Consider the following 23,042-nt stretch of genomic DNA (forward strand, 5'->3'; position numbering starts at 1 on the left):
CGCCTTCAAATGAACAAAATTTCTACATATTTTTTATGAGTTAACTTTGCCTTAACCATTTAGGATTTATAATAAAAAAACAATATGTTCTGTATTGAATCAAAATATAAATTAGTTACACGTATTATTCGAGGAGAAGAAAATGCCTGAATATGTACAAGGGGTAGAATTAACTCAAGATGGCATGCGCGCCATTTTTGAACGTATGGGACAAGATATTACCAGCGGGATCATTTACAATGGAAATCCGGATATAAGATTAGATAAACTGAATCAACAAGGATTCATGCCTATATTAACAGGGGTAAGTCCAACACAAGAATCTGGCCATTGGATCATGTTAATTAAAGGCCAAGGCAATCAATACTACCTCTTTGACCCACTAGGAGAGAGTTCTGGAAGAAGTTATCAAAACATTCTCGCCAGAAAACTCCCTCAAGGTACCACACTTTCTGTGATTCCTAATGGAGCTGGACTAAACAGAGGCTTATGTGGTTATTGGGTTGCTTCTGCAGGAGTAAGGGCACATACTGCATTAACAGGAGATAATCCCCCGACGCTAGAAAATCTAGGGCAAACCATTACTCAGGAAATGCAAAATGAACTCGCTGGGAATGGTTATAGGGAAATTACCAGTTGGTTACGGGCTGTGACTCATGAGTTTCCAGAAGGAGACATACAAAATGATGCAACTGCTTTAAGACATGCTACTGAAAAAGACTTAGTCACCCAAATCCCTGCTCCTATTTTAGGCGGCACTACAGCCCCTAAAGAAATTCTTACCAATCCTACTGCATCACTAACAGAACCTAAATCAGCTCTAAACAGTGCTTTATTGGAGAGCGATGACGATGTTCGCGGTGTTGTAGATTATGTCCATAAAGAATATTTAAGACATCCTTATCCTGGGCCATTAAAAAATCCTAAAGATCCGACGGAAGGACGGCTTCCTCCAAATGAAGGTCCTGATCGAGGAACTCATGGCCTTGCACATACAGTACGTACTATGGCTTGTGCTGAAGTGATGATCGAAGAGGCACGTAAAGCACAATTCAGAGGAGAAAAATTAGCAACAGCAGAAAATGGTCAGACTTTAGCCGATGTCACTCCAGAAGAACTGAAAAAAATTCTCATCGCACAAGCATTTTTTGTAGTAGGGAGAGATGATGAGCGATCAGGACCTAATGAAGAGCGCACGAGAAATTTTTATAATGAGTATCATGAAAAGAGTGAAGCAGCATTCAGGAGATATGTTGAAGACAATAAACTCATTGGCAAAATCTTCAAAGATCCAAAAGAAGTAGATTTCTATGCTGAGATTATTCGCGACAATCCCCATAATTGGGATGGCACCCCAGCACATATCTTGATCCATCAAGGTCATATGGTAGATTTAATGAGAGTCAAAGCACCTCAAGAAGTAATAGTGGAAGGGGCATACGATACACTTAAAAAAGTTGTTGGTTCGCGAGGAGCTGAAGCCGTTCTCAAAACACATCGAGAATTTTTCCTAGCCACTGGAGCTGTAGTTCCTCAATTTAACCCCGAAGCAATAAATGATCCCAGCAGAGGAGGAGCTTATGAACATCCCAATAGTGGCGCAAAATACGTTATAAAAGAAGGTGTGGTTCCCAATTTTAAGAAAGATATGCGGGGTGTAAATCGTGAATATCAATTGAAAGATAACGAAAGATTCGTAACCATCAAGGAATATTACGCCCTTCCTGAAGTACAACAAGCTTTTCCTGGTTTTAAAACTTTTTTAGAACCATCCCCATATATGATACCCACGGATGTTGCAAGAAGATGTGAACAGCAACCTGCTTCCACTCTAGGCTTCATCCAAGAAGCTCGTGCAAAAGTAAAAATGCAGGTGATAAAAGAGCCTTTTCAATCTTCTTCAGGTAAAACAAGAAGGCAAGCGAATGTAGATGATGTTGCCGCTGCTCGTATTATTCAACAAATCATGGCTAATCCTGATGTAATTCAAGACGATCATGTTCTTTTAAATGGCCAACGTCTCGAAGAAGGATTCTTTCGTGACTTGTTAGCCAAATGTGATATGGCTATTGTAGGATCCCTATTAAATGATACCGATATGAATAATATCGATCGTTTAATGCAGCATGAAAAAAATACTGAATTTCACTCAACTGATCCCAAAGCACCTCTAGTTAAACTTGGAGATACTTGGGAAAACACGATTAGACACCAAAGTAGTGATCCGAATCAGATCAAGTATGATTTAGTTTATCTCATGCAAAATGATGCCTGGTACTACAGCCGTGTCAATGCGATTGCTCAAAATAGGGATAAAGGATCAACATTTAAAGAAATACTGATTACTTCGTTAATGACTCCACTAACCAGTAAAGCACTGGTAGATACACATGGTAAGGCCTCTTCACCAAAAACATTGTATCGAGGATTAGGCTTTCCAGAAGACTTTAAAAATAAACTTATTAGTCAAGCCAATACCATAATTGCAAATACGACAACTGATCTTTTTACAAATCGTTCTTCAGAAGTCTTTATGCAAATCAAATTAAATGACTACAGTAAGATTTCCTCCAAAACAAACGCAAGTAATTCAACAAATATTGAAGTCCCAAGAATGTTTGGCGCGAATACTATTTTTGAAATACATGATCCAGATGGACTACTGCAAGCAAAACAAGTGGGAAGACACCAAGCAGGCTCTGAAGATGAATTTTCATTTTATCTACCCGAAGATGTAGCATTAATTCCCATGAAAATAACCGCCGATGGCCAAGCGAGTGTGATGGTAGATGATCAGGTGGTTAATCAAGATCGACATATCATTACTTTTGTGGCTATAAAGAGTCCCGATTTTTTTCCACGCAATGAAAGTGGCTTTGCTGTTGAACCCCTGCTTAGGATGCATACTGCACAGTTAACGGCAGTCAAAAATGAAGTCGAGCATGTTAGTAGTGAACCTGATATACCAAGTATTTTTAATTTCCAAGAGCAAGTAGAAATCGTACAACATTCACACTTATCTGGCACATATAAAGATTTTATGCGCCAAAATATTGCTCCTGCATTGGAACAATGCCTCCATGCGCTCTTAGAAGGGAAAGGTGAGGACCTGAACAATGCTTTAAAAGCCATTCCCGAAGAGCAACAATGGGCTAGATTTAATTTTGAAGAAGCAAGACAAGCAAAAATCCAGATGGATGCCATCAAAAAATCAGTGCTTGAAAAACAAACGCTTCTCTCTTTAACACAATGTGAAAATGCTTTAGCAGAAAAAAATATCGCAGCTACACTCCTAGCACTTCACAGTATTCCTTCAGATAAAGAAATGAATGGCGTCACGTCAATAAGCAATAGTTTGCGTAGACAAATCCAAAACATGAAGCAAACATTAACTGAAAATCTGGAATTGCTGCAACGTGCAGTTGCCACTCCAATAATCACTAATCCTGAACAAGTGAGAGAACGTTATGAAGCCCTGACAAACCGTGTAACTCAAAAAATTACCACGCTTGAAAATGCAAAATATCCTGATGCAATCAGCATTAAAGATGCAATCGCTAACCTTAATAATTTACAAGAAGAAATAAAATTATTGCGCAATGAAAAAAACCGGATGCATCAGGAAACAGACAAAATTGATTTTGCAGACATTGAAAAATTAGAAGGCCAAGTAGGTATATTAAATAACACATTACATAATGCCTATGCCGCCGAAATCAATAAACAAATTGGAGCACTTGAAACAGAACGCTCTAAAAAGATACCTGATATTTCAAAAATGATTTCAGGTTTGAATGATCAACTCGTTGAAGTGGAACAGTTGCATCAGGCAAGAATCAAAAAACAGGGTACCTCAAAAGATCCTCTAGATATATCAGATCTTGAAGGATTCAAAGATCGATTACAGACTTTAAATCAATATTTAGTAGGCGTCATGTTAAATAAAACTCGCGTTTCAATCGAGCAAATGGAAGTACAAAACTTTCATAAGCAGGAAAATGAAGTCCAACAAAACTTGAAGCAAATAGATGATCTTGCAAAAACATTGGATAATTCTTCAGCAGCACAAAAACAAAAGGATCAGATTCTGCAAGTCAAACAAACACTAATTGCGAAACAAGAAGCCTATCCTTCAATGGTACAATTACAATTTAGCAGTGAAGCATTAATTATACAGTTACGTGAACTGTGTGGAATTCATTTTGATAAGCTTGCCAAAGAAAGAAGCACTAAAACCCAGGAACTTACTGCAAACCGTTGGATGCTCCAAGGATTAACGGATTATTTTGGCTACACTAAGGATGAACGCATTACTATTGCTAAAAAAGGAACCGAATTAGATCAATTTAAAAATGAATTAAATAATAATGGGTATGATGCACAACAACTTATCAGTCAATTAGTTAAGAGAAATCCTTCTGAGTTAGCAGATTTAACCGGTCTACCTAAAGAAGATGCAGAGAAATTGCATGCAGTGTTAACCGATTTATCTAAGAATAACACCTCTATGAAACAAATCGAGCTCTGTTTACAAAAGACTGATGAAGCTTTAATTGATCTCAGAAAGAAGGCCTTAGAGTCAGATTCTGCTAAATTTGTTCAGGAAGAGCAAAACAATGTCTTCAGAATTTGAGATAGTTTTCAATCTTACACCACCAGTTGCGATATTCCTGTGGTTAATTCACAGGAATAAAGCGATTGATTGTGTTATGACTTAAGAGCCGCTGACACTGACTGCCTATGTCCCGCGCGCTTCAGCGTGAAACTTAAGAGTGAGAATAAATTATCAACGCACTAATTGTGCCGTAGTATCATCAGAAGGAGATCTATGTTCTTCTGAAACTAGCTTTTTATGTGCTAGATAATTTTGCCAAAAACTTTGGATGGTCTTTACCGCGAAATGTTTTTCGACTTTTTCAAAACGTGTATCAATATCTGTTTGTGATGAAGAAGGATATTTAAGCTTAATTTCCTCATAATATGAAAGTGCAAGTCTCTTTTGAAAATGACATCCAGGTCTAGCCATATCCAGTAATTTTGCTGCAGCCTGGTAACAATCTTCCGCACTACAACTACTCTCAATTAATTTCTCAGTTTGCGTTATCTGCTTGAAAAACTCTTTATCAAGCTGCATCGTTCCTTCAACAAGAGTCACAGTAGCATATAAGAGTTTTTCTAATTCTCTTAAAGGAAGCTCTTGATTGTATCCACCTAAATCTTGATTAATCCCATCAACTGATAAACCAATCCCAGGAACTACTTCACTATTTACTTCATAACCTGCTTCACCAGGATAAAGTACATACTGTTGCATTCTCATCTCTGTTTCATCCAGATCTGCATAATCAGGAGTCATCCAAAATTGAGTTTGTTGCAAATGATTGTCTATTTTTGCCCGCTGATTCAATAGTGCAAGTGCCCTAGAATGAGGTATCCCTGTCATTAAAGTAACTGCCTCAGCACAACTATCAAACATCAATTCTGCTAATTGCTGCCACATATGTTGTTTTATAGACGGATTATCTATTTTTCGAGTCACCTTATCGCCATAAGTGCCTACTACTAATTGTATCACTAATAAATACTCAGCAATGGTGTTAAGGTATAAGTAATTACCAAATAGCTTTCGCTTGTTCGTATAAAGGGAGCTTGCTGTACCACTTGACGAATCAAAAAAGGTTTGATGATATCCGCCCGTCAACAATTCTGAAAAGTATTTCCTAGTAAATTCCGAAGCGGTAAGTAAACTCGTTATGGGAATACTATCACCAAGATCAGCGATTCCACTAGCACGTAGATTGACAAACTCCACTGCTTTTTGCCATTTATCAAGTCGCCCTAATTGCGATTGAAAAATACTTAGGAGTTGCACTAATGCTTGATATCTTCCTTTATCTACTCGCTCTTCCTCATCAGAATGAGTATGAAATATATCTGCTAATTGGGAAAATACAATTCCCTCTCTAAGCAGTACAAAAAGATCATGAACATTTCTTTTAACTGATGCCGTAAAGTCTCTAAAGGACTGATGCTCATCATGTAAGTAAGTAAAATACGAAACTGGTGCTTTATAAACATAAACTTCAAGATCTTTCGTATCACCGATAAGATCCAAAAACTGTTTATAATGAGGTGAACTAATACATTTCTCGAGAATCTCTGTTCTTTTAACAGAATATTGTCCAAGTGGTCTTGGTAGCTGGCTTTGTAAATCTAAGCGGTTCTGGTGTTTTTGCAAATAATCCGCCATTTGAAATTCTTCGGTGAGATTTGATTTAGGCTCACCTTTTTTTTGTACTTTTACAGCAATTAGCTCTTCCGATTCATCAGTAAAAAGTAAGGTTCTCCCTTGTATCCGCAAAAAATTACTTGGATCCATCGTATAGCGAAAATCAGTATCAACAATCCCCTTGCCCTTTTCATAGTAATGTTTTGGTGCAAACGTTACTTGCTTAGGTTGAGTTCGCAGCAATAAATTATCAGCAATAGTTGCATGATAATAGTGCGTTTTTTTGCTGATATTATACATGGGATTTATACTTGAATCTTTTTCATAACTATGTGTAAGCCATGACATATAAATCGGATTAGGTAAGAAAAAAGCAGGCGAATCTTTGAATTGCTGGATAAAGGCATTTTGATTGCGCGTTAATGTTCCCTTATTACTTTCAATAATAAATGAAACCATAAAATTAGAATTTGATGATTGATTTTTTAACCATTGTACAATGGGAAATTCACTGTCCCGAGTATAATCATTAACAATAGACCATATGCTCGACTCTTTACCCTTAAGATAGTTAACAAAAGGCTTTTCTAAAGCAAGTAATTGGTTTTTTTCTGGTAAATTTTGTGCTGCGGCAGCTAAAGATTTAATTAAAAGATAGTGTCCAGCAAGAGCCTGAGGAGCAAGTTCTTTTAATTTATTTGCCTTAATGCATTTATCTAGAGACAGGAGATAAATTTGAACCAATTCACTCCTTGTTGTTTCAAATGGAATTTCTTTTAATGGAATTGATCGCCCACTGACAAACTTGGAGGCTGGCAGTAAAGAATTATCATGAGTATCGGTTTCTCCCATACTCGCAAAACGAAATTTTCCTCCCGTTTTATCCGGTGTTTTTAAGAGGTTCATTGGAGGCTTAGGTACTACGGATCCCTCCGACTCCTCCCTTCTTAGATGCTCTTGTTTTAGAGTTTTTTTAGTTCCATTTATTACTTGCTTTTGTCTTTCAGAAACAGTAGGTCCACTAAGTTCCTGCATTGCAAAACCATCTGTAGAGTCAACTTTTTCATTCGTCGAGACTCTTGTCTCTTCAATCTCAAGAACAGTACCTTGAAAATAATCACTGATTAATTTTTTAAAAAATTCAATCATAACACATCCTTAATGATCTAGAAGATAAAGAAGTCCTCCGGTTAAACTTAGTTAAATGATATTTGAATAATCAGAAACAACTTGTTTCTCAAGATCTGTTTTGGGGGTTGGATTAGTCCAAAACAATTGCTTCAATACTCGTGTCAAACAATCATTATTCTCTTTAGATGATTTTTCTTTTGTTGTTGTAATTTCTTGCGCTTTCTCAACTAGATGTTCCGGGTGTGGCGGAAAATTAATAACAACTTCTTCTTTCTTCTCTTTTACATCAAAACTCTCTTGAACTTTATCATCCTTTATCGCTTTCTGATGATACCAAGTCGGAGTACTCACACTCCTTAACGCTTCATAACACCCTTCTACTGAAAATCCAGCTTGTGCCGTTTTCTTAGCATCGGCCTCCTGACCATCTACTTGAAGAAAACCAATAAGCTTTTGTGCTCTTTCAACTCGGACTTTCTCAATACCCAAATGAGGCCATTCTGTAGAATCAATGTAAGGAACACCTTCACCTGTAGCAGCAAACAGTCCTCTGGCAAAGTGAAGAATATCCAAACCATCATCATGCCCAAACAAACTCATCAATGTAGGCACAATTCCCATACTACCTGGCGAGTGACCTATAAATACCTCAACGGGGCTTTTACAGCGCATTAAATCAATCATATGAGAAAGATGAATGAGGTAACCCTCAGCCGTAGAATCAAAATAATCTCCCTCACGATCTTCAATGCAACGAGCATATAATTCAATTTCTTGCTCAGAAAATAAATGAGTCAAATGGTGACGAGCGTATGATTCGAAATGCTTCGCGCCATAACGATGATAACGATGATAAGCATCTCCATATGAAGCTTCACTTGCACGACCTGCCACAAAAAACAATTGCGCAATATTCAGCTTTTTGAGATCTAAAGGAGTTAGATCCGCAATAGTACGTCCATCACGACATATATGCGGCGCTAGCTGTCTTTGCGTAGATTCATACATTAATTGACTGTACATCAGTGTACGCATTGTATGAGCAAGTCCGTGAATGGGACGATTGAGGGTCTTACCTTCTACTTGAATGGAACGCTGTAAATTATGTCCATCACCAAGTGCATTAGTTGCTGTAGGGTTCTTATAATTGAACTCCCATTCTGGGCCTACTTCAGTATAGGGTTGTGACAACAAATTTTCATAAACATATTCAGCTACTTTCAGTACTTCGGGATCGAGGGTTATGGGCATTTGGGCATCCTTATATCTCAGCAGAATCTTCAATATCTTACAATAAGAGCAATTATTATTCAATATGAAAATACATTTATTATATTTTGAAAAATAAAGTCATATAAATAACATTTATTGTTGCCAAAGACTATCTAATTTTTTGATCAAAAAAACCTTTTTTAAATCATTAAGTGCTTCTTAATATCAACTTAATATATGAAAGCTATACTATTAGGGAGAAAACAGTTGATTGAGAGCACTAACATGCCTAAACATTTAAAATTTAAAGAACCAGATGCTTGTAACTATGTATATGTTGACAGCCAAAACAAAGTGCATTTAATGATGCCCATTGTGGGGGGAGATGGAGTTGGAACTGATAATACATGCGAAACCGGACTTGAATTAAGATGTTTTTTTCATGGTTTTTTTGAAGAAGGCATACAAAGAAAATCAGCTATAGAAGAACTTTTGTTTTATAAAAAACAACTCGAAGAAGACATTGTAGCTATAGAGACACAAAAAGAGCTATCGCCATTAGCCTATAAAGATCTTCAGAATGAGAAAAAACATCGACTGGCTCAAATCGAAGAGTACATCCAATTAATTGAAACAATAAAACAAAAATATGACACTGATGGAAAAATAGCTGGACTAAATAGAAAATTTGCTCCCGAACTTCCTTCTGGAGTATGTAAAGTCATTGAAAACTCTAAAAATGCTTTTGCGGTTCGCTTATCTCCAGATGAGCCTGATTCGTTTACACGTTTTGATACGCCCTTATTTAGTTTAAAAAGAAACCAATCTAAATATGAAAGACATTTAGGGGGTTTTAAACGAATTACTGAAGGCTTTGGACATCAATTTCGCATCCAGGGTTTAGAAAAAATTAAAGCAAATAATCAATTAGTTAAGACAAAAACTCCCCGCGAACAACTCGTAGAAAAAGTTTTAGCCCAAGTGGAAGATGCTGATAACTTTAAGGTATTAGGCAATGAAGTAAATTTCAATAAATTAAAAAAGCTTGTAGAAAAGGAGCTTGTTGAACTTAAAATAGATATCACTGTAAATGCCAAAAGAGGTATTGGTGGCGAGGCAGCAAATATCAATTTAGAATTTGTGGGTGGAGTTTTATTAGCTGACGAAGATACAGAATTAAAAGAATGGGTTGAGTCACTTGTTGATAACATCACTGAGCCTGAGCAATGGGATAATCTGGAAACCAAAGCCAACACTTTCTTTGAAAAACCAGATCCAGACTATGCTCAAATTAAAAGAGATGGCAAAGAAAATGGCGAAGCAAGAGCCGACCAAGAAAAAGAGCGATTCATTAGCTACATGAGTATAAAAACTCAATTTTTGTTAAGCCAAATTAATATTTATTGTAAATCACACGGATTATCCGATCAGAATTTTGGTACGTTCTTTGACTCCGAGCCTCATGCTTCAAAAGTTTCTGAACTAATCCTAGATGCTCTTGGTAAAGGTGATGCGATAGAACCTATTTTATTTAAATACATCAACGAAAATAAGGAAGCACTTGGTTTAAGTACCCCTTTAACAGAAGAGCATCAAAAAGCAATCATTGAAAAATTTGTTTTAGATTATAACGAAATTAAATCTTCACCACATTTTGATGAATTTTTCCTCTTGGATCAAAGCAAATCAGACAATATATATTCACATTTAAGAAGAATAAGTTGCCATTTTTTAGATTTCTTTGTACAACAGACGAATAAAGAATGTCCATTGCCTAAAGAGTTTGAAAATTATTCAAAAGCTCTCCAGCTAGAATCTCCATCTGCCAAATTAGCTCATAAAAATAAAATTGTTGTTGATGGACATGATAATATCGAACGATTTAAATTAATGGTGTTGCAATTACTGGATAAAAAACCTGAAAAATTAGCAGACTTCTTAATGGCGAAATCTTCTTCTGGTGTTCCTAATTATTCAATGCTTTCATTAGACACACAAAACTCTATCGGGTTCAGTAGGCATTGGCCCATGATTGAAAAGCAGATCCAAACTTCGGAAAACATTCCTCAGCCTGAAAAAAATTATCTTACCCGATTACTCGATCCAAAGAATGTCACCAAAGAAAATCAGATTATGATTACTTGGGAAAAACATTCAAAAAAATCACTTGTCGATATAGAGTTAGATAAAATTGCAAAAGGATTGGAGGATACAGTAACAAATTACACTAAAAGACAAGGTGAAGGTCGCGGCCATAGATTTCTTAAATGGTTCAAACAAAATACGTCACGGAAACAGCAATGTGAAGACTTACTCAAAATTTCTTCTGCAATAAATAAACTTCTTTCTGATAAAGAGTTATCTAAAGAAGAAGTACTGGATAAAATCCTCAAATCCATAAAAACATTAGATCGCATTGATAAGGAGATCTCAGGGGAAAGAAATTGGATGAAAAGTGGTCTTCAAATGAAGGTTCGTTCATTTCGTACTGAATTACAAGTATTATGTGATTCTAATCTTAATTTTGAATCAGATAAAATACAGAATGAAATTTCCAACGTAATGAATAAACAACTTGCCCAAATTGATAATGAAGCAATTAGAGAGATAGTTAAAGATTTGCCTGTCTATTGTCACACAGATTCAGCGATTAATTTTTTCAAGACCTTGTCGCTACAAGAAGCTGTTAAAGTAGCAAGTTATATCAACCTTCATTATCTTGATTTTAATAGTTCTTTAAATAAAGATAATCTTTTAACTAAAGATATTCCAAATCTCTTCAAAGAAGAAAATAAAAAGTTATTGGATCAATTAAAAGAAAAAGAGATTATCCCTGAGGAAGCATATCAAAATATAAGTGCCTTAGTTGATAAAATTCGTCCAGAAATCTTTACCGTAAACAACATAAAGGCGTGGTCAACTGATATTGAAGTACTTGAGAATTCAAAGCATAGCGAATTACTTATTAAAGTAGCTAATGCTATGGCTCTAATTGCTGCAGGCAAACTATCTGTTAAAGGAAAATTAACTGAGCTTGAAGTTCTTTCCTCTGAATTAGAAAAAGTTACAGATAGAGAGAGCTTGCCCATAACAGTACAAGAAAAACTGGCACGATTTGAAAATGAAACTTTAAAAGAAGCGATTAGCAAGGCTAAAGCATCTTCAACTTTAAGAAGTTCAATGATGGAACAGAATGCCACTATTAATGGTAATGGCGGCATAGCAGACTCAGTTACGAGTTTTGAAGACCCCTCGCTGTTAGACTTAACAAACCAAAGACAACAGCGAAACTAAATTGGTTCGGGTAAGGAAGTAACTCTTTACCCAGCATGTCGGGCTCTGTTTTATCCGTCTTCGCGGAAATAAAACAGAACCTCGGCGGCGCCGTAAACTTATTTTATTTCGCTTTCAATCTCATCATAATCTCTCTGATTAGAAAGAAACTGTTTTACTATTTGCTTTGACGCGTTTATCCTGAAATTGAATACTTACATAACCAAAGAGTAAGCCACATCTGTTTCACAACATTAATTAATGTGAGTTCGATATAAAAAATGACTTTATTTTTTATATCGAGCTGTTTTTATTTAGAGCTAGCGACGTATTTTACAGGATTTCGTTGAGCGACCTAAAGGCATAGACAATGTCCTTAGGTCGAACTCACGTTAATTAGCGAAATAAGCATGTTTCTTGTGATTCATGACAAGTCCAATTACCCGGATAACTTTCTTTTTCCCAATTGTCACCTGAGCGAATGTATTGTGTTGATTTGATTTGTATGAGACCTATTTGATTGAACATGCTACTAAATAATTTGTAATTACATCCGACAATTCCCATTCGTGCCGATGAAAAAGCATAATTCCAGCGGACATCATTGGCTTGCTCATTGCTAGTACAATGATGTCCATTAACACTTTCCCCCATTAATCCCCAGTATGGAGCGTTAGGAGTAATCGTTATTTGCCATGAACCATTACGGCAAAAGGCCTCTATATTTAAATCTGGGCAATGAGTATTTGCATGAGTCACTGTACTGGCGAAAACAAGTCCACCTAAAGCAACCCAAAAATTTCTTTTAATGGTAGAGTAATGTTTTATCGGTAATTCTAGTGATACTTCCATCTATTTCTCCAGTATGTTCCATAAAAAATGAATAAAAAAATTAATTCCTTAATTCAAATAAATTTATTTTAGCGTTGATGCTGAAAAAATAAATGCTTATCACCATAATTTGACGCAAATAACTGGCTTTCAAGCATTAGTGTTCCCACATGATATTCTGTACCTTGGTATTCTCCATATACTTCATAGATGGGTCCCATAGGCACTTGTAAAAAAGAAATTCTGAAATCTTCGCGTGAATTTTCAGGGATCAAATCTTTTACTAAGCTAGTAGGCCTGAAATAAATGCGTTCAGGGAATACTGGAATACCATTTATTCTCCCCTCACTTGTCCAAGCAGCCAAATGCCATAAAGGAAGATTATTGGCAGGATCACGAGTCCATTCAAATATTTTCTCAATAGCCGATAAGGTCCAACTTGTTGGATGCGGGATCTGATTCGAAAAATCTTTAGCAAAATAATTCCAATTCTCCTGTTGTCCCTCAAGCAAATTCATCACGTGTAAATTGAGCGAAGGATGATTTGAGATTAAGATTTTAATCGCCATACCAGGAATGTAGTTGTCATCAGAAGGAGGTGTCGCTAGAGAAAGACGTGCTACACCAACTCCCCCCGTTTGATAAATTCCAGTGAATGGGTGACCCGCTGCGGGAACAAAAGCTATTTTTCCTACTGAACCATTGGCATGAATGATCTTTACTCGTCCTTCAGGCAACTCATCGTTTGCGTGGTCAAAAGTAGGCTTTAAATTGAACAGACCTTTAAGTTTTGCCAGTACCTCATTGAAACTATTCCCTGAGAGTTGCGGTAATGGATCCTCTTCATGACTCTTGACAATTTCATCCCATAATAAGTCTCTTTTCTCTTCAGAGGATAAGTTCTGATAATTGCAGGGTAACTGCGCATACAAACCAAAACTCATGAAACAGAGAAATCCGCTAAGAATTAAAGCCCAACAGCGTTGCATTAAAACACTCCTTGTTGTTAAAGAAATTTTTGGCACAGGGTATACGAAATGAATACGCATTTCTAGGGTTTGCTGACAATTCATTCTGCTCTCCTGCATCATGAAATCCCATCAGTATGAATCTCTTTGAATTCCTGCAAAGCTGGATATCGCGCATAAAGCGCAACACGTAGACTAGAGGAGCAATTGTCAACAGGAGTTTGTATTCAAATTCTATAAAGCCAAATATTAGGAAGATTCGATAGATAGCCACTTTCGATCAAACTTATTGACATGAAATTATGCATTCTACGACCTCATAAAGTGCTCATAAATGGCGCGGCTCGCTAATGCTATTGCCCGACTTCGTGGATAATCACTGGCTGATTGAGATTTAACATAAACCGCAAGCGCGATATGTCCTTTATTATTAGGTAATGTAATAATCCCAACATCACTCACAAAGCGATAAAGATTCTTAGAGCCTGGATACCTTAAATAATCTTGTTCATAGATAGACCAAGTCCCTGTTTTATGTGCTACTTTTACATGAGCAGGCAGTAATCCTTTAATCCTACTTCTTCCTGTTCGACATTTTTCCATAATATCGATAAGTAAGTTAGTATTTGATTCTGAAAGAGCTTGTTTTTTGTACAATTTTACAAGCAATTTGGCCATATCATCAGACGTGGTCGTATCACGCGTATCGTTTTGGAAACGCTGCCAAGCTAATTTTTTTTCTTCCAAAGGAACATGATTAAATATTTTTTGCCACGCAAATACAGGTTGTGGTTTTTTCAAATAGGAATGATTCACATGATTGGTATCCAAAAACATTTCCAAGATAGAACGGTTTACAAAAATATTTTTAAATCCCAATGCACTCATGCGACTTGCCACATATTTGGGTCCATTAGTAACTTTTAATATGGTGTCACTGGCACTGTTATCACTGTTTCTCATCATGTGAATGAGCACTTGCTTCAACGACATGTTCAGTTTTTTCTTTTCAAACAAATGATGCAAGGTCCCCGAGCCTGGTACAGAATTTTTGGTGTCCATTTTAATAACGCGATCTAAAGAGTCTTTATTTTCATCAACACGGTGCAAAAAAGCTAATGCAATGGGTAACTTAACCGTGCTCGCCATAAAAAAACGTTGATTGCTGTTGTGAGAAATTATTTTATTTTTCTCGATATGAATAGCGGTAATCCCCATTACCGTATGTGAATTTTTTTCAATAGCCTTAATCTTTTTGGAAAGCTCAATATCACTATTATGAGCTGCAAAACAATTTAGTGAATAGACTAAACCTAAGAAAATCCACTGTAAGCTGCTTTTTATCTTAGAAGCACCTACAAATTGCCTTAATAATTTTATCTTCATAAAGTATTAATCCATTATTCATTATTATTTTAAATAACTATTTTCCATATAATTCAATAATTCATCCTTATCTACAGGCTCTTGGGTTAACCCCACATATTTATCTGGGCGGATCAATACGACAATGCTTTGATTGATTGAAAAATGTTGGTGCATTTTTTGATTTTCATCAATAAACACTGATATATTATCAGAAGAAAATAGTGGTTCAGATTGTGACAAAACAATATGTGCTTTGAGCAACCCATTAAATCGTTGTTCGATTACTTTGGCTATTTCAATCAGAAGAGTAAGTTGATTTCCAGTAGTTCCAGTAAACAACAATAGGTGATGCATTGTTCCCTGAGTAATTTGATGCAATTTTTTCTTTTCTTCAGTTTTAGCGTCAATTAAAGGAAAATCGTTAAGAAACTCACCTATTTTGAAATTTGTTTTTCTGCCTAAAATTTTTACTATGGGACTGGTGGAGTAACTTACTGATAATTCAGCAAGATCATAAAGTACTGCATTTTTAATAAAATCAAAAGAAATAGCCATATGCATGATAAAATTACGTAAATAAATAAGTACCGGATTTTTTATCATGATCATATAAGTCATTAATCCTGTCTTTTTTAATACAGTAGCAGCAATAGGATGGCGTTCACTATGATAACTCTCCAGCAAATAATCTTTAGCCAATCCTTTGTGTACTAGAGCCAATTTCCAAGATAGGTTGTAAATATCTTGCAACCCTGTATTTAGTCCTTGTCCCCCCATAGGACTATGAACATGCGCAGCATCACCCGCAAAAAATATTCGCCCATAACGATATTTTTGGATTTGTTTGTGATCAATTCCAAAGGGGCTAATCCAAAGTGGATCCGATAAGGTTGCTTTATCAGAGCATCGTAATTTAAAGGCTCGCTCTATATCCTCCATTGAGGGCTCTTTATGCATTATCCTCTCTGGCGCAGTCATGACCACGCGATAGCGTTTTTCTCCCATGGGGAAACACGCAAGGGGGCCTTTATCACTTACATAAAGAATCAATTTATTTTCGGGTAATTCCCAATCAATCATTAAATCAGCAAGCCACCAGGTTTGTTTAATAGAAGCACCAATGAATTCAGCATGAACAAGCTTTCTTAACGTACTGTGTGACCCATCACAAGCAATGACCCAACTTGATTGAATGGTTTCGCTTTGTCCGTTTGCACGTTTTAGAGTGGATACTACATAGTTTGATGCTTCCTCTATTGCAGTAAGTTCAGTCTGCCACTCAACATTAAGTCCTTTATCAATTAATCCTTTATAAAAAACACGCTCTGTTTTATCTTGGGGAAGATCGATAAGAAAATGGCGATCGGCTTCAAGACTAGCAAAAGTTGCATGAATTAATTCTTTCCCTTTAGATTTAAACAAAACGCCCTCAACCTTGAGCCCTTTATCGAGAATGTCATTAAGAAAACCACAATCACTAAGAAGATCCAGCGTTCGAATATGAAGAGCCAATGCCTTGGATTTATCACTAAGCTGTGCCTTTTTATCAATTATTCGACAACTTAATCCTTGGCGAGTTAACTCATTAGCACAAAATAAACCAACTGGCCCCGCACCCACTATAAGTACATCCAATAACTGATCAGACATATTATTCACTCCATGTTCATTAAGATTTTCGGATCTATCACTAGTCCCAATTTAATTACCGTTGTTATTTCCTTTTTTATTGTCATCGATCAATTTCATTACTTTTTGCACAAAAAACGGACCAGGATCTTCTTTATCAGTTTGGTAATTTGGATCTCGCTCAAGCCACAAAGAAGTATTTTTAAAGTTTAAATAATCATTATGCCCAATAACATATTTAATCTGCGGATATTTTCTTTTTAAATAACACACTAAAAATGCATTTGCTCTGGCCTGAGCTTCAGTTAAATCATCCTTGCCATTTATTCCACCAACGTTTTCAATGCCAATTGCATAATGGTTTAAGCCTATAACATGCCTTGCCATCCATTTTTCGGGCATAAGTTGATAAATACTTCCATCCCGATCAACTAAAAAATGACTCGACACATTTAGATTCCCTGGCAATTCTTTAATGCGAGGTGAATTTTTGGGAAAAGTGGGTGAATTAAAAACACGAAAAGTTGCCTTAAAAGTAGAGATACACGTCCAATGCAAGACAATCATTTTCGGTTCAATTTCGATTGACTTTGAGTCAATCCCATAATGGATTAATTGATATTGGCGAGTTAAGGCAATCCGTTCCTCATTAAATTGAATCGGTGCTTGATGAATTTTCTGGGGCGTATAGCACGAAAATGCATGCACCTGAGCGCTTATAAAGAATAAACAGAATAAAAGTAATTTCATTTTATTTTTTTAATACCATAAAATAGGCAGTCACATAATTAGGTAAATGACGTGTTGCACGATAAAAAGCATCTTTGCCCGTATAAGTTCCTGCCAAAAAATCCACTTGATAAAGATTATTTGCAAATGCACCTCCAGTATCGGCGAAAATGCCTGCGCGTGTCACTATTTTTCCCTGCTGATTAGGGTATTGCACCATAAGCAGCTTACCCAAACCAAATTGTTCCAGATCAGCCGCAAAAGTAACTTCTGGGGTTACCGTAATTTTATGATCCGCATCCTTTCCATAACCTTTAATGCCGTTCACAGATTTGAAATACCAATAGCGTTCTTGTTGATATGGGTTTTGTGCTTTGTTATAGGGAATATTATTGCAACGATGGACATTAAAGATTTTTACCTGATGCGAAGTATCGCCAAAGTCTGCAACCACAGTGCCTTGCATTAAAGCTGCTTCTAGGTCATCTCGACTCAAATAAGCTAAAGCCGTGGCTTTTTTAGGAGTGAGGGCTCCTTTTAATATTGCTTGTTTTCCATATTGAAAGCGAATCAAGCCGGGTTTTGCATCTGCTTCTTCCAGGGTCAAAGACTCTTCATCGTGTGGTAAGGCATAAAGTGCGAATGGATGAGCTGGCGTTGGTTTGCTGGAGACTTGTGCTCGATGAACGTAATATTTAGTCATTAAAATCTCATCTTTGGGTAAATGAGCAACCAACGATTTACTCGACTTAAGTAACTTAGCCTGCTCCATATCCGGATACCAACGTACAAAATCAAAATGTTTTTTAATGAAAGCAGGATCATTCAGTTCATTTTGATGTTGGCAAATAAATATTAAAGTTGCCTTAACTTGTGCCAGTGGTATTTGCAACACTTTTCCTGCATGAATGACATGAGGATCATAATTGCTGCCTTTATTTAAATAAGCCAGAGTTTCTTTGGCTGTCGCACACAATGCAGAACCATTAATGTCATAATGAGAAGCAGGTAATGGTTCAGCAGGAACAAAATTAGGAGCAGCAATCACCCGCATACTCACAAATAAGAAGCATAAGAAACTTTTTATTTTCATATATGGATAGAAGCGTTTGTTGAAAAGAAAATAATACCATATTTGTCCCATTAAATTATAAGAATTAATCATACGCATTAAATAGGCTCTGCAAATAAATCATATCCCATTGCAACCCGCCTACAATCGATTTATTGTGATCCCATATTATTTAAGATTTTTTATGTGCTATGACTTTTACAAAATCCGATAAAAATACCCTCTCTTATAATCCAATGATTGTATTTAACTCTCCTCATAGAAACTCTTATCGTCGCATTACTGTGATTAATAATTATCCCTGGTATCGATCTACCGGCAAAAATTCGGGTTATGAAGGAACCTGGTTCTTTTTTGGAGGTATTCTAGAAACAAAAACCAACCATCATTCACGGGGTTGGTTTATTAAACCCAAATCATTAGCTGAAGAACGTTATAATAAAACTCGTTTTTTTGGTCCCAGTGTTTCTCATTATGTACGTAAACATTCAATACATAAGTTGATTAGTTTTTCACGTTTTGGAGATATTGAGAAAGCATGTATTTCCGCCTCCATCGGTGGAGGATTTTGGCGATCCTGCAAAGGAAAACGCCTGAGATGTTATCTAAAGAAAAACTATTCTCATTATTTCCTCCCCCCAGAAATAATAAAGAACATACGTCAATCAGCCATACGTACTGACTTAACCATTTATTCAAATCCCGAAGAGGTAAATCTTTGGCTAAGAGAACAAGGGGTAACTACCTTAGGAGTGTTACATAATGAATCACTACTCATACGCCCTAATTGATAAATTATTTCAGCTCTTATAATTCATAAGTTGTACATCAAGAAGCTTTTTCATCTGTAGAATTTTGATTTTGCCATTTATTAAAAATATGTAAAAAGTTAGTGATTGCTCGCTCCTCCATTCTTTTTTTAAGGTAAAAGACATTAAAATTAAGGATTATATCTGTAGTATCAACATTTAGAACGTTTAATTGATCAGAAATCAATTTACTCGGTAAGACACTCCAACCTAAATTAAATTCTACGAGACTTTTAATCGCATCAAGCGTACTAATCTCCAAACTCACATTTAAGTTTAATTGACTTTCATCAAAAGCTCTTTCTACCTTATCTCGGATTACACCACTTTTTTGAGTAAAAATAGCAGGATAGTTTACAAAATCTGAAAGCGATAATACCCTATTGATTTGAGATAATTCATGGCTTTTATTGGCCACATAATAATATTTTTCTTGCCATAATTGAGTTGCAATAATTTTTGAAGGAAGATCACGTTCTGGGCTAATGACAAGATCTACTGTTCCTCGGTTCAAATAATCTTCGATATCGTGTTCGGCCATTGTTCTTATGTGAATTATGAGTGAAGATTCTTCCGTTTTCAGATAACTGAGGAAACTTGGTAAGATATAATGAGAAACAAATACAGTAGCCCCAACAACTATATGATGTTGCAACATTTGAGCATCGTCTTTAAACGATTTTAATGCGCTGTTATATGCCGCTAACATTTGTCTTGCATAGGGAACAAAATGGCTTGCAGCTTCAGTCAATGTGATTTTTGAACCCTCGACAATAAATAAACGCACCCCCAATTCATTTTCCATTTTTTGAATACGTTTGCTCATTGCTGATTGAGTAATATGGACTCTCTTAGCAGCAAGCGTAAAAGACCGAAATTCAATGACTGCAAGAAATGATTTTATTTCAACTATATCCATATTCTTATTACCGTTTATTGTGAATTATAGATTCAATTATTAAGTTTTTCCTAAAGGAGTTTATCACCTCTACCCCTTTTTAATAAATATGTAACTTAAAGGATTATGATTTAAACGAATACCCTATGCAAAATTGGAATTAAAATATTCTAACAATTTTATAATTAGGTGCTATGATTTAATTATGAACAAGTACAAGAGCGAATCATATGTCTGTAAAAAACGCTAATGAACCGAATCATTCTAGTGACTTAAGTAACAAAGAATCTTATAGAACAAAAATCCAAATATGAGGTATTCAAGAAATCCATACAATTGAACAGTCAATTTCTTAACAGTTTTGGGAGGGGATGTTGGTCATGGTTCGAGTTACATCGAGACACTCATTAATGACACAACATATCAATGGATTGAAGAATATGGTGGTAAATTAAATTGAGGAGACAACAGTGAAAAATAAAGTCATTAGTAAATCAAGTTATAAACATTGGTTATCTAGTATTGTTTGTTTGGGGGTATTGGCTTTAGTCAGTCAAAATGCAGCTGCAGGTGATATGAGTGTAGGTGCCATGGCATCACAAATTACCTCATCATTTACCAACCTGACTAAACTAATAACTGCAGGGTCTTATTTAGCCGGTTTAGCGTTTTCTATTGGTGCGATTATGAAATTTAAACAGCACAAAGATAACCCAACCCAAATTCCCATTGGAACACCAATTGCCTTAGTTTTTATCTCTGCGGCTTTATTGTTCCTACCTTCTATTTTAGGAATCACCGGAACAACCATGTTCGGCTCAAGCGGCGGTGAAACTGCTGGTCCTACTGGTACCGTTTATACTAGTGGCTAGAAATGGCTTTTATATTATACTGAAATTAATTTCAAAAATTCTCTCTCATCTGAGAGAGAATTTTTTTTAAAGAACAAATAGAAGATTGGCATAACAACTCGTGTAGCTTTTTATAAATACGGCGATTAATTGTCAATAAAATATGCTCACTCTTTGTAGATAAATCAACTAAATCGGCTAGCACTAAAGGGTAGTGGATCTACTATTAACTGCTCTCCAGTCATCATCTCAGCAAGCAAACGTCCAGTAACAGGTCCCAAAGTTAAACCGTGATGTCCATGTCCGAATGCAAACCAAAGACCCCGATGGCGTGGCGCTTGGCCAATAATTGGAAGCATGTCTGGCGTACAAGGCCTACATCCCATCCAAGGAAATTTATCAAGTCGTTCGGTGATGGGAAAAAGTGTGCGTGCAATAGGCTCTACTTGATTGAGTTGTACTGGAGTTTTTTGCGAATCTCGTCTTGCGAATTCAATTCCCGTAGTTAAGCGCACTCCACGCACCATAGGAGCGATTAAATAACCTCTCTCAAAATCAAGTATTGGATGAATAAGTTTGGCATTCTCTTTCACGCCATAATGCATGTGATAGCCTCGCTTAACCGCTAGTGGAAAATGATAGCCAAAGCGAGAGCATAGAACATCTGACCAGGGACCTAAAGCAATTACCACAGAATCGCTATTAATTTGCCCCTGCTCTGTCTTAATTGTCCATGGCTCCGATAAGGTGAGTGCATCTCCGAAGAAAAAACGACCACCGAGGTGCTCAAAATAACGTGTATACGCAGCAACCAATGCACCTGGATCACTAATGGCTTCGGATTCCGTATAATGAAGGGCCCCCAACAAAGATGGATCAAGATCAGGTTCAGTATGGTGTAACAAAGCAGTATCCAAAACTTTAAAGCGGATACCATGCTCAGCCTGGCATTTTTCAGCAAACTGTATTTCTGCCTCTTGCCTTTTTGTTGTCCTAAACACCTTAAGCCATCCTCCTGCACGCAATAAGTGCCTGACTCCAGCTGCTTCAGCAAGTAAATGATGTTCTGTAACGCTGTGTTGGATCAACGTTGCATAGGAACGAGCTATTTCTGCATGGCGCGATGAATGCGAATGAAACCAATATTTCCACAAAAAAGGGGTAAGTTTTAATATCGATGCGAGGTGATACCTCACTTCAGGTGAGCAATTCAAAGCGTATTTCATGAGAGAAGTGATGTCTCTTGGAAATGCATAGGGGTATACTCCTTCACGTTGAATTAACCCCGCATTACCAAATGACGTTTCACTTCCTGGTGAAGTTACATCCACCAAGGCTACCTCTCGCCCTCGCATTTGCAAATGAATTGCAACCGATACGCCAATAATTCCGCCACCAAGTACAACAGTATCAAATTTCATAAAACATGATCTCCCCTGTCAATATAGGAAGTAGAATAAGTATTTTTTACTGTGTTTGTCTTTGTTAATCAAGCTCATCCAGTATAAGTGCTAAATTTATATAATTAGACTTGAGCGAAACATCTCCTAGAGTCACGCATAAAACCTGAAAGCTCCCACAAAATTTAAAAAAGTGAGTCTGGTCGCTATTTAGAACCGTTCAACCTAAGGAGGGGCAAATAGTAACAGCTCCTTCTCTTTTGTAGGAAAGATTTCAATGAAATACTATACTGTCAAGAAGGTATATTCAAATGAGACTTTATCCTACTTAATATTTTTTCAGGAGCAACTTTATGGCGCATCGCACCTCCCCTGAAGAGTCAGATCAAGAATTTGAAGAGTTCAGACAACAAATATCTCGAGTCCTCGATATCATGCACTTTTCCCAACCTTATTCTTGCTCTAACCTATGGTACCCACCAACAGATGTCTATGAAACGGATGAGGCTGTAATTGTAAAAACCGAAATCGCTGGGGTAAAACTTGATGATTTTAATATTTCATTTGTGGATCAGAACATCTACTTTTATTTCATTTAAAATAAAAAATAAATAATAAAACGAGATTCACTAAAATTTGACT

At 36.4% G+C, this 23,042-nt stretch carries 15 protein-coding genes; 5 read left to right on the forward strand and 10 right to left on the reverse strand.

All coding sequences use genetic code 11. The annotated features are described in order from the left end of the window. Nucleotides 1-142: 142 nt before the first annotated feature. The gene (locus tag DYH34_RS15505; protein ID WP_058464858.1) at nt 143-4,633 is read left to right on the forward strand and encodes a SidE phosphodiesterase domain-containing protein; all 4,491 of its coding nucleotides are present in this window, start codon (nt 143-145) and stop codon (nt 4,631-4,633) included. 153 nt (nt 4,634-4,786) lie between these two features. Here the strand turns inward: DYH34_RS15505 and DYH34_RS15510 are convergent, their stop codons facing one another. Both DYH34_RS15510 and DYH34_RS15515 read right to left on the reverse strand, forming a co-directional pair. After that, nucleotides 4,787-7,378 carry a SidJ family T4SS effector polyglutamylation protein gene (locus tag DYH34_RS15510; protein WP_058464857.1) on the reverse strand — a complete coding sequence of 864 codons (2,592 nt, stop codon included), beginning with the start codon at nt 7,376-7,378 and terminating at the stop codon, nt 4,787-4,789. Between the two features lie 51 nt (nt 7,379-7,429). Then, the gene (locus tag DYH34_RS15515) at nt 7,430-8,611 is read right to left on the reverse strand and encodes a SidE phosphodiesterase domain-containing protein (RefSeq protein ID WP_058464856.1); all 1,182 of its coding nucleotides are present in this window, start codon (nt 8,609-8,611) and stop codon (nt 7,430-7,432) included. Nucleotides 8,612-8,857: 246 nt separating this feature from the next. Between DYH34_RS15515 and DYH34_RS15520 the strand changes: the two genes are divergently transcribed. After that, nucleotides 8,858-11,866, forward strand: a complete 3,009-nt coding sequence (locus tag DYH34_RS15520; RefSeq protein WP_058464855.1) for a hypothetical protein — start codon at nt 8,858-8,860, stop codon at nt 11,864-11,866. 375 nt (nt 11,867-12,241) lie between these two features. Here the strand turns inward: DYH34_RS15520 and DYH34_RS15525 are convergent, their stop codons facing one another. The 6 genes from DYH34_RS15525 to DYH34_RS15550 all read right to left on the reverse strand — a co-directional run bounded on the left by DYH34_RS15525 (nt 12,242) and on the right by DYH34_RS15550 (nt 18,463). Next, a complete protein-coding gene (locus DYH34_RS15525) occupies nt 12,242-12,697 on the reverse strand; it encodes a hypothetical protein (protein ID WP_058464854.1) in 456 nt (151 codons plus the stop codon). Between the two features lie 68 nt (nt 12,698-12,765). Continuing rightward, nucleotides 12,766-13,749: a hypothetical protein gene (locus DYH34_RS15530; RefSeq protein ID WP_238589490.1), complete on the reverse strand. Its 984-nt coding sequence runs from the start codon at nt 13,747-13,749 to the stop codon at nt 12,766-12,768. Nucleotides 13,750-13,953: 204 nt separating this feature from the next. Further along, the gene (gene bla / locus DYH34_RS15535; protein WP_058464853.1) at nt 13,954-15,030 is read right to left on the reverse strand and encodes a class A beta-lactamase; all 1,077 of its coding nucleotides are present in this window, start codon (nt 15,028-15,030) and stop codon (nt 13,954-13,956) included. Between the two features lie 24 nt (nt 15,031-15,054). Further along, nucleotides 15,055-16,662, reverse strand: coding sequence for an FAD-dependent monooxygenase (locus DYH34_RS15540; protein WP_058464852.1), 1,608 nt, complete (start codon nt 16,660-16,662; stop codon nt 15,055-15,057). Nucleotides 16,663-16,713: 51 nt separating this feature from the next. Next, the gene (locus DYH34_RS15545) at nt 16,714-17,391 is read right to left on the reverse strand and encodes an N-acetylmuramoyl-L-alanine amidase (protein WP_058464851.1); all 678 of its coding nucleotides are present in this window, start codon (nt 17,389-17,391) and stop codon (nt 16,714-16,716) included. Nucleotide 17,392: 1 nt separating this feature from the next. Beyond that, nucleotides 17,393-18,463 carry a hypothetical protein gene (locus DYH34_RS15550; protein WP_058464910.1) on the reverse strand — a complete coding sequence of 357 codons (1,071 nt, stop codon included), beginning with the start codon at nt 18,461-18,463 and terminating at the stop codon, nt 17,393-17,395. A 170-nt stretch (nt 18,464-18,633) separates the two neighbouring features. On the opposite strand from DYH34_RS15550, the gene DYH34_RS15555 reads away from it, so the two are divergent. After that, on the forward strand, nt 18,634-19,233 hold the full coding sequence (locus tag DYH34_RS15555) for a hypothetical protein (protein WP_058464850.1): 600 nt from the start codon (nt 18,634-18,636) through the stop codon (nt 19,231-19,233). Between the two features lie 37 nt (nt 19,234-19,270). Here the strand turns inward: DYH34_RS15555 and DYH34_RS15560 are convergent, their stop codons facing one another. Continuing rightward, nucleotides 19,271-20,170: a LysR family transcriptional regulator gene (locus DYH34_RS15560; RefSeq protein WP_058464849.1), complete on the reverse strand. Its 900-nt coding sequence runs from the start codon at nt 20,168-20,170 to the stop codon at nt 19,271-19,273. 449 nt (nt 20,171-20,619) lie between these two features. On the opposite strand from DYH34_RS15560, the gene DYH34_RS15565 reads away from it, so the two are divergent. Next, a complete protein-coding gene (locus DYH34_RS15565) occupies nt 20,620-21,021 on the forward strand; it encodes a hypothetical protein (protein WP_058464848.1) in 402 nt (133 codons plus the stop codon). 164 nt (nt 21,022-21,185) lie between these two features. Here DYH34_RS15565 and DYH34_RS15570 read toward each other — a convergent pair whose 3' ends face one another. After that, nucleotides 21,186-22,421: an NAD(P)/FAD-dependent oxidoreductase gene (locus DYH34_RS15570; RefSeq protein ID WP_058464847.1), complete on the reverse strand. Its 1,236-nt coding sequence runs from the start codon at nt 22,419-22,421 to the stop codon at nt 21,186-21,188. Between the two features lie 332 nt (nt 22,422-22,753). Here DYH34_RS15570 and DYH34_RS15575 point away from each other — a divergent pair, with 332 nt between their 5' ends. After that, a complete protein-coding gene (locus tag DYH34_RS15575; protein WP_058464846.1) occupies nt 22,754-22,999 on the forward strand; it encodes an Hsp20/alpha crystallin family protein in 246 nt (81 codons plus the stop codon). Nucleotides 23,000-23,042 lie beyond the last annotated feature (43 nt).

It is taken from the genome of Legionella cincinnatiensis (genome assembly GCF_900452415.1).
GTDB lineage: Bacteria > Pseudomonadota > Gammaproteobacteria > Legionellales > Legionellaceae > Legionella > Legionella cincinnatiensis.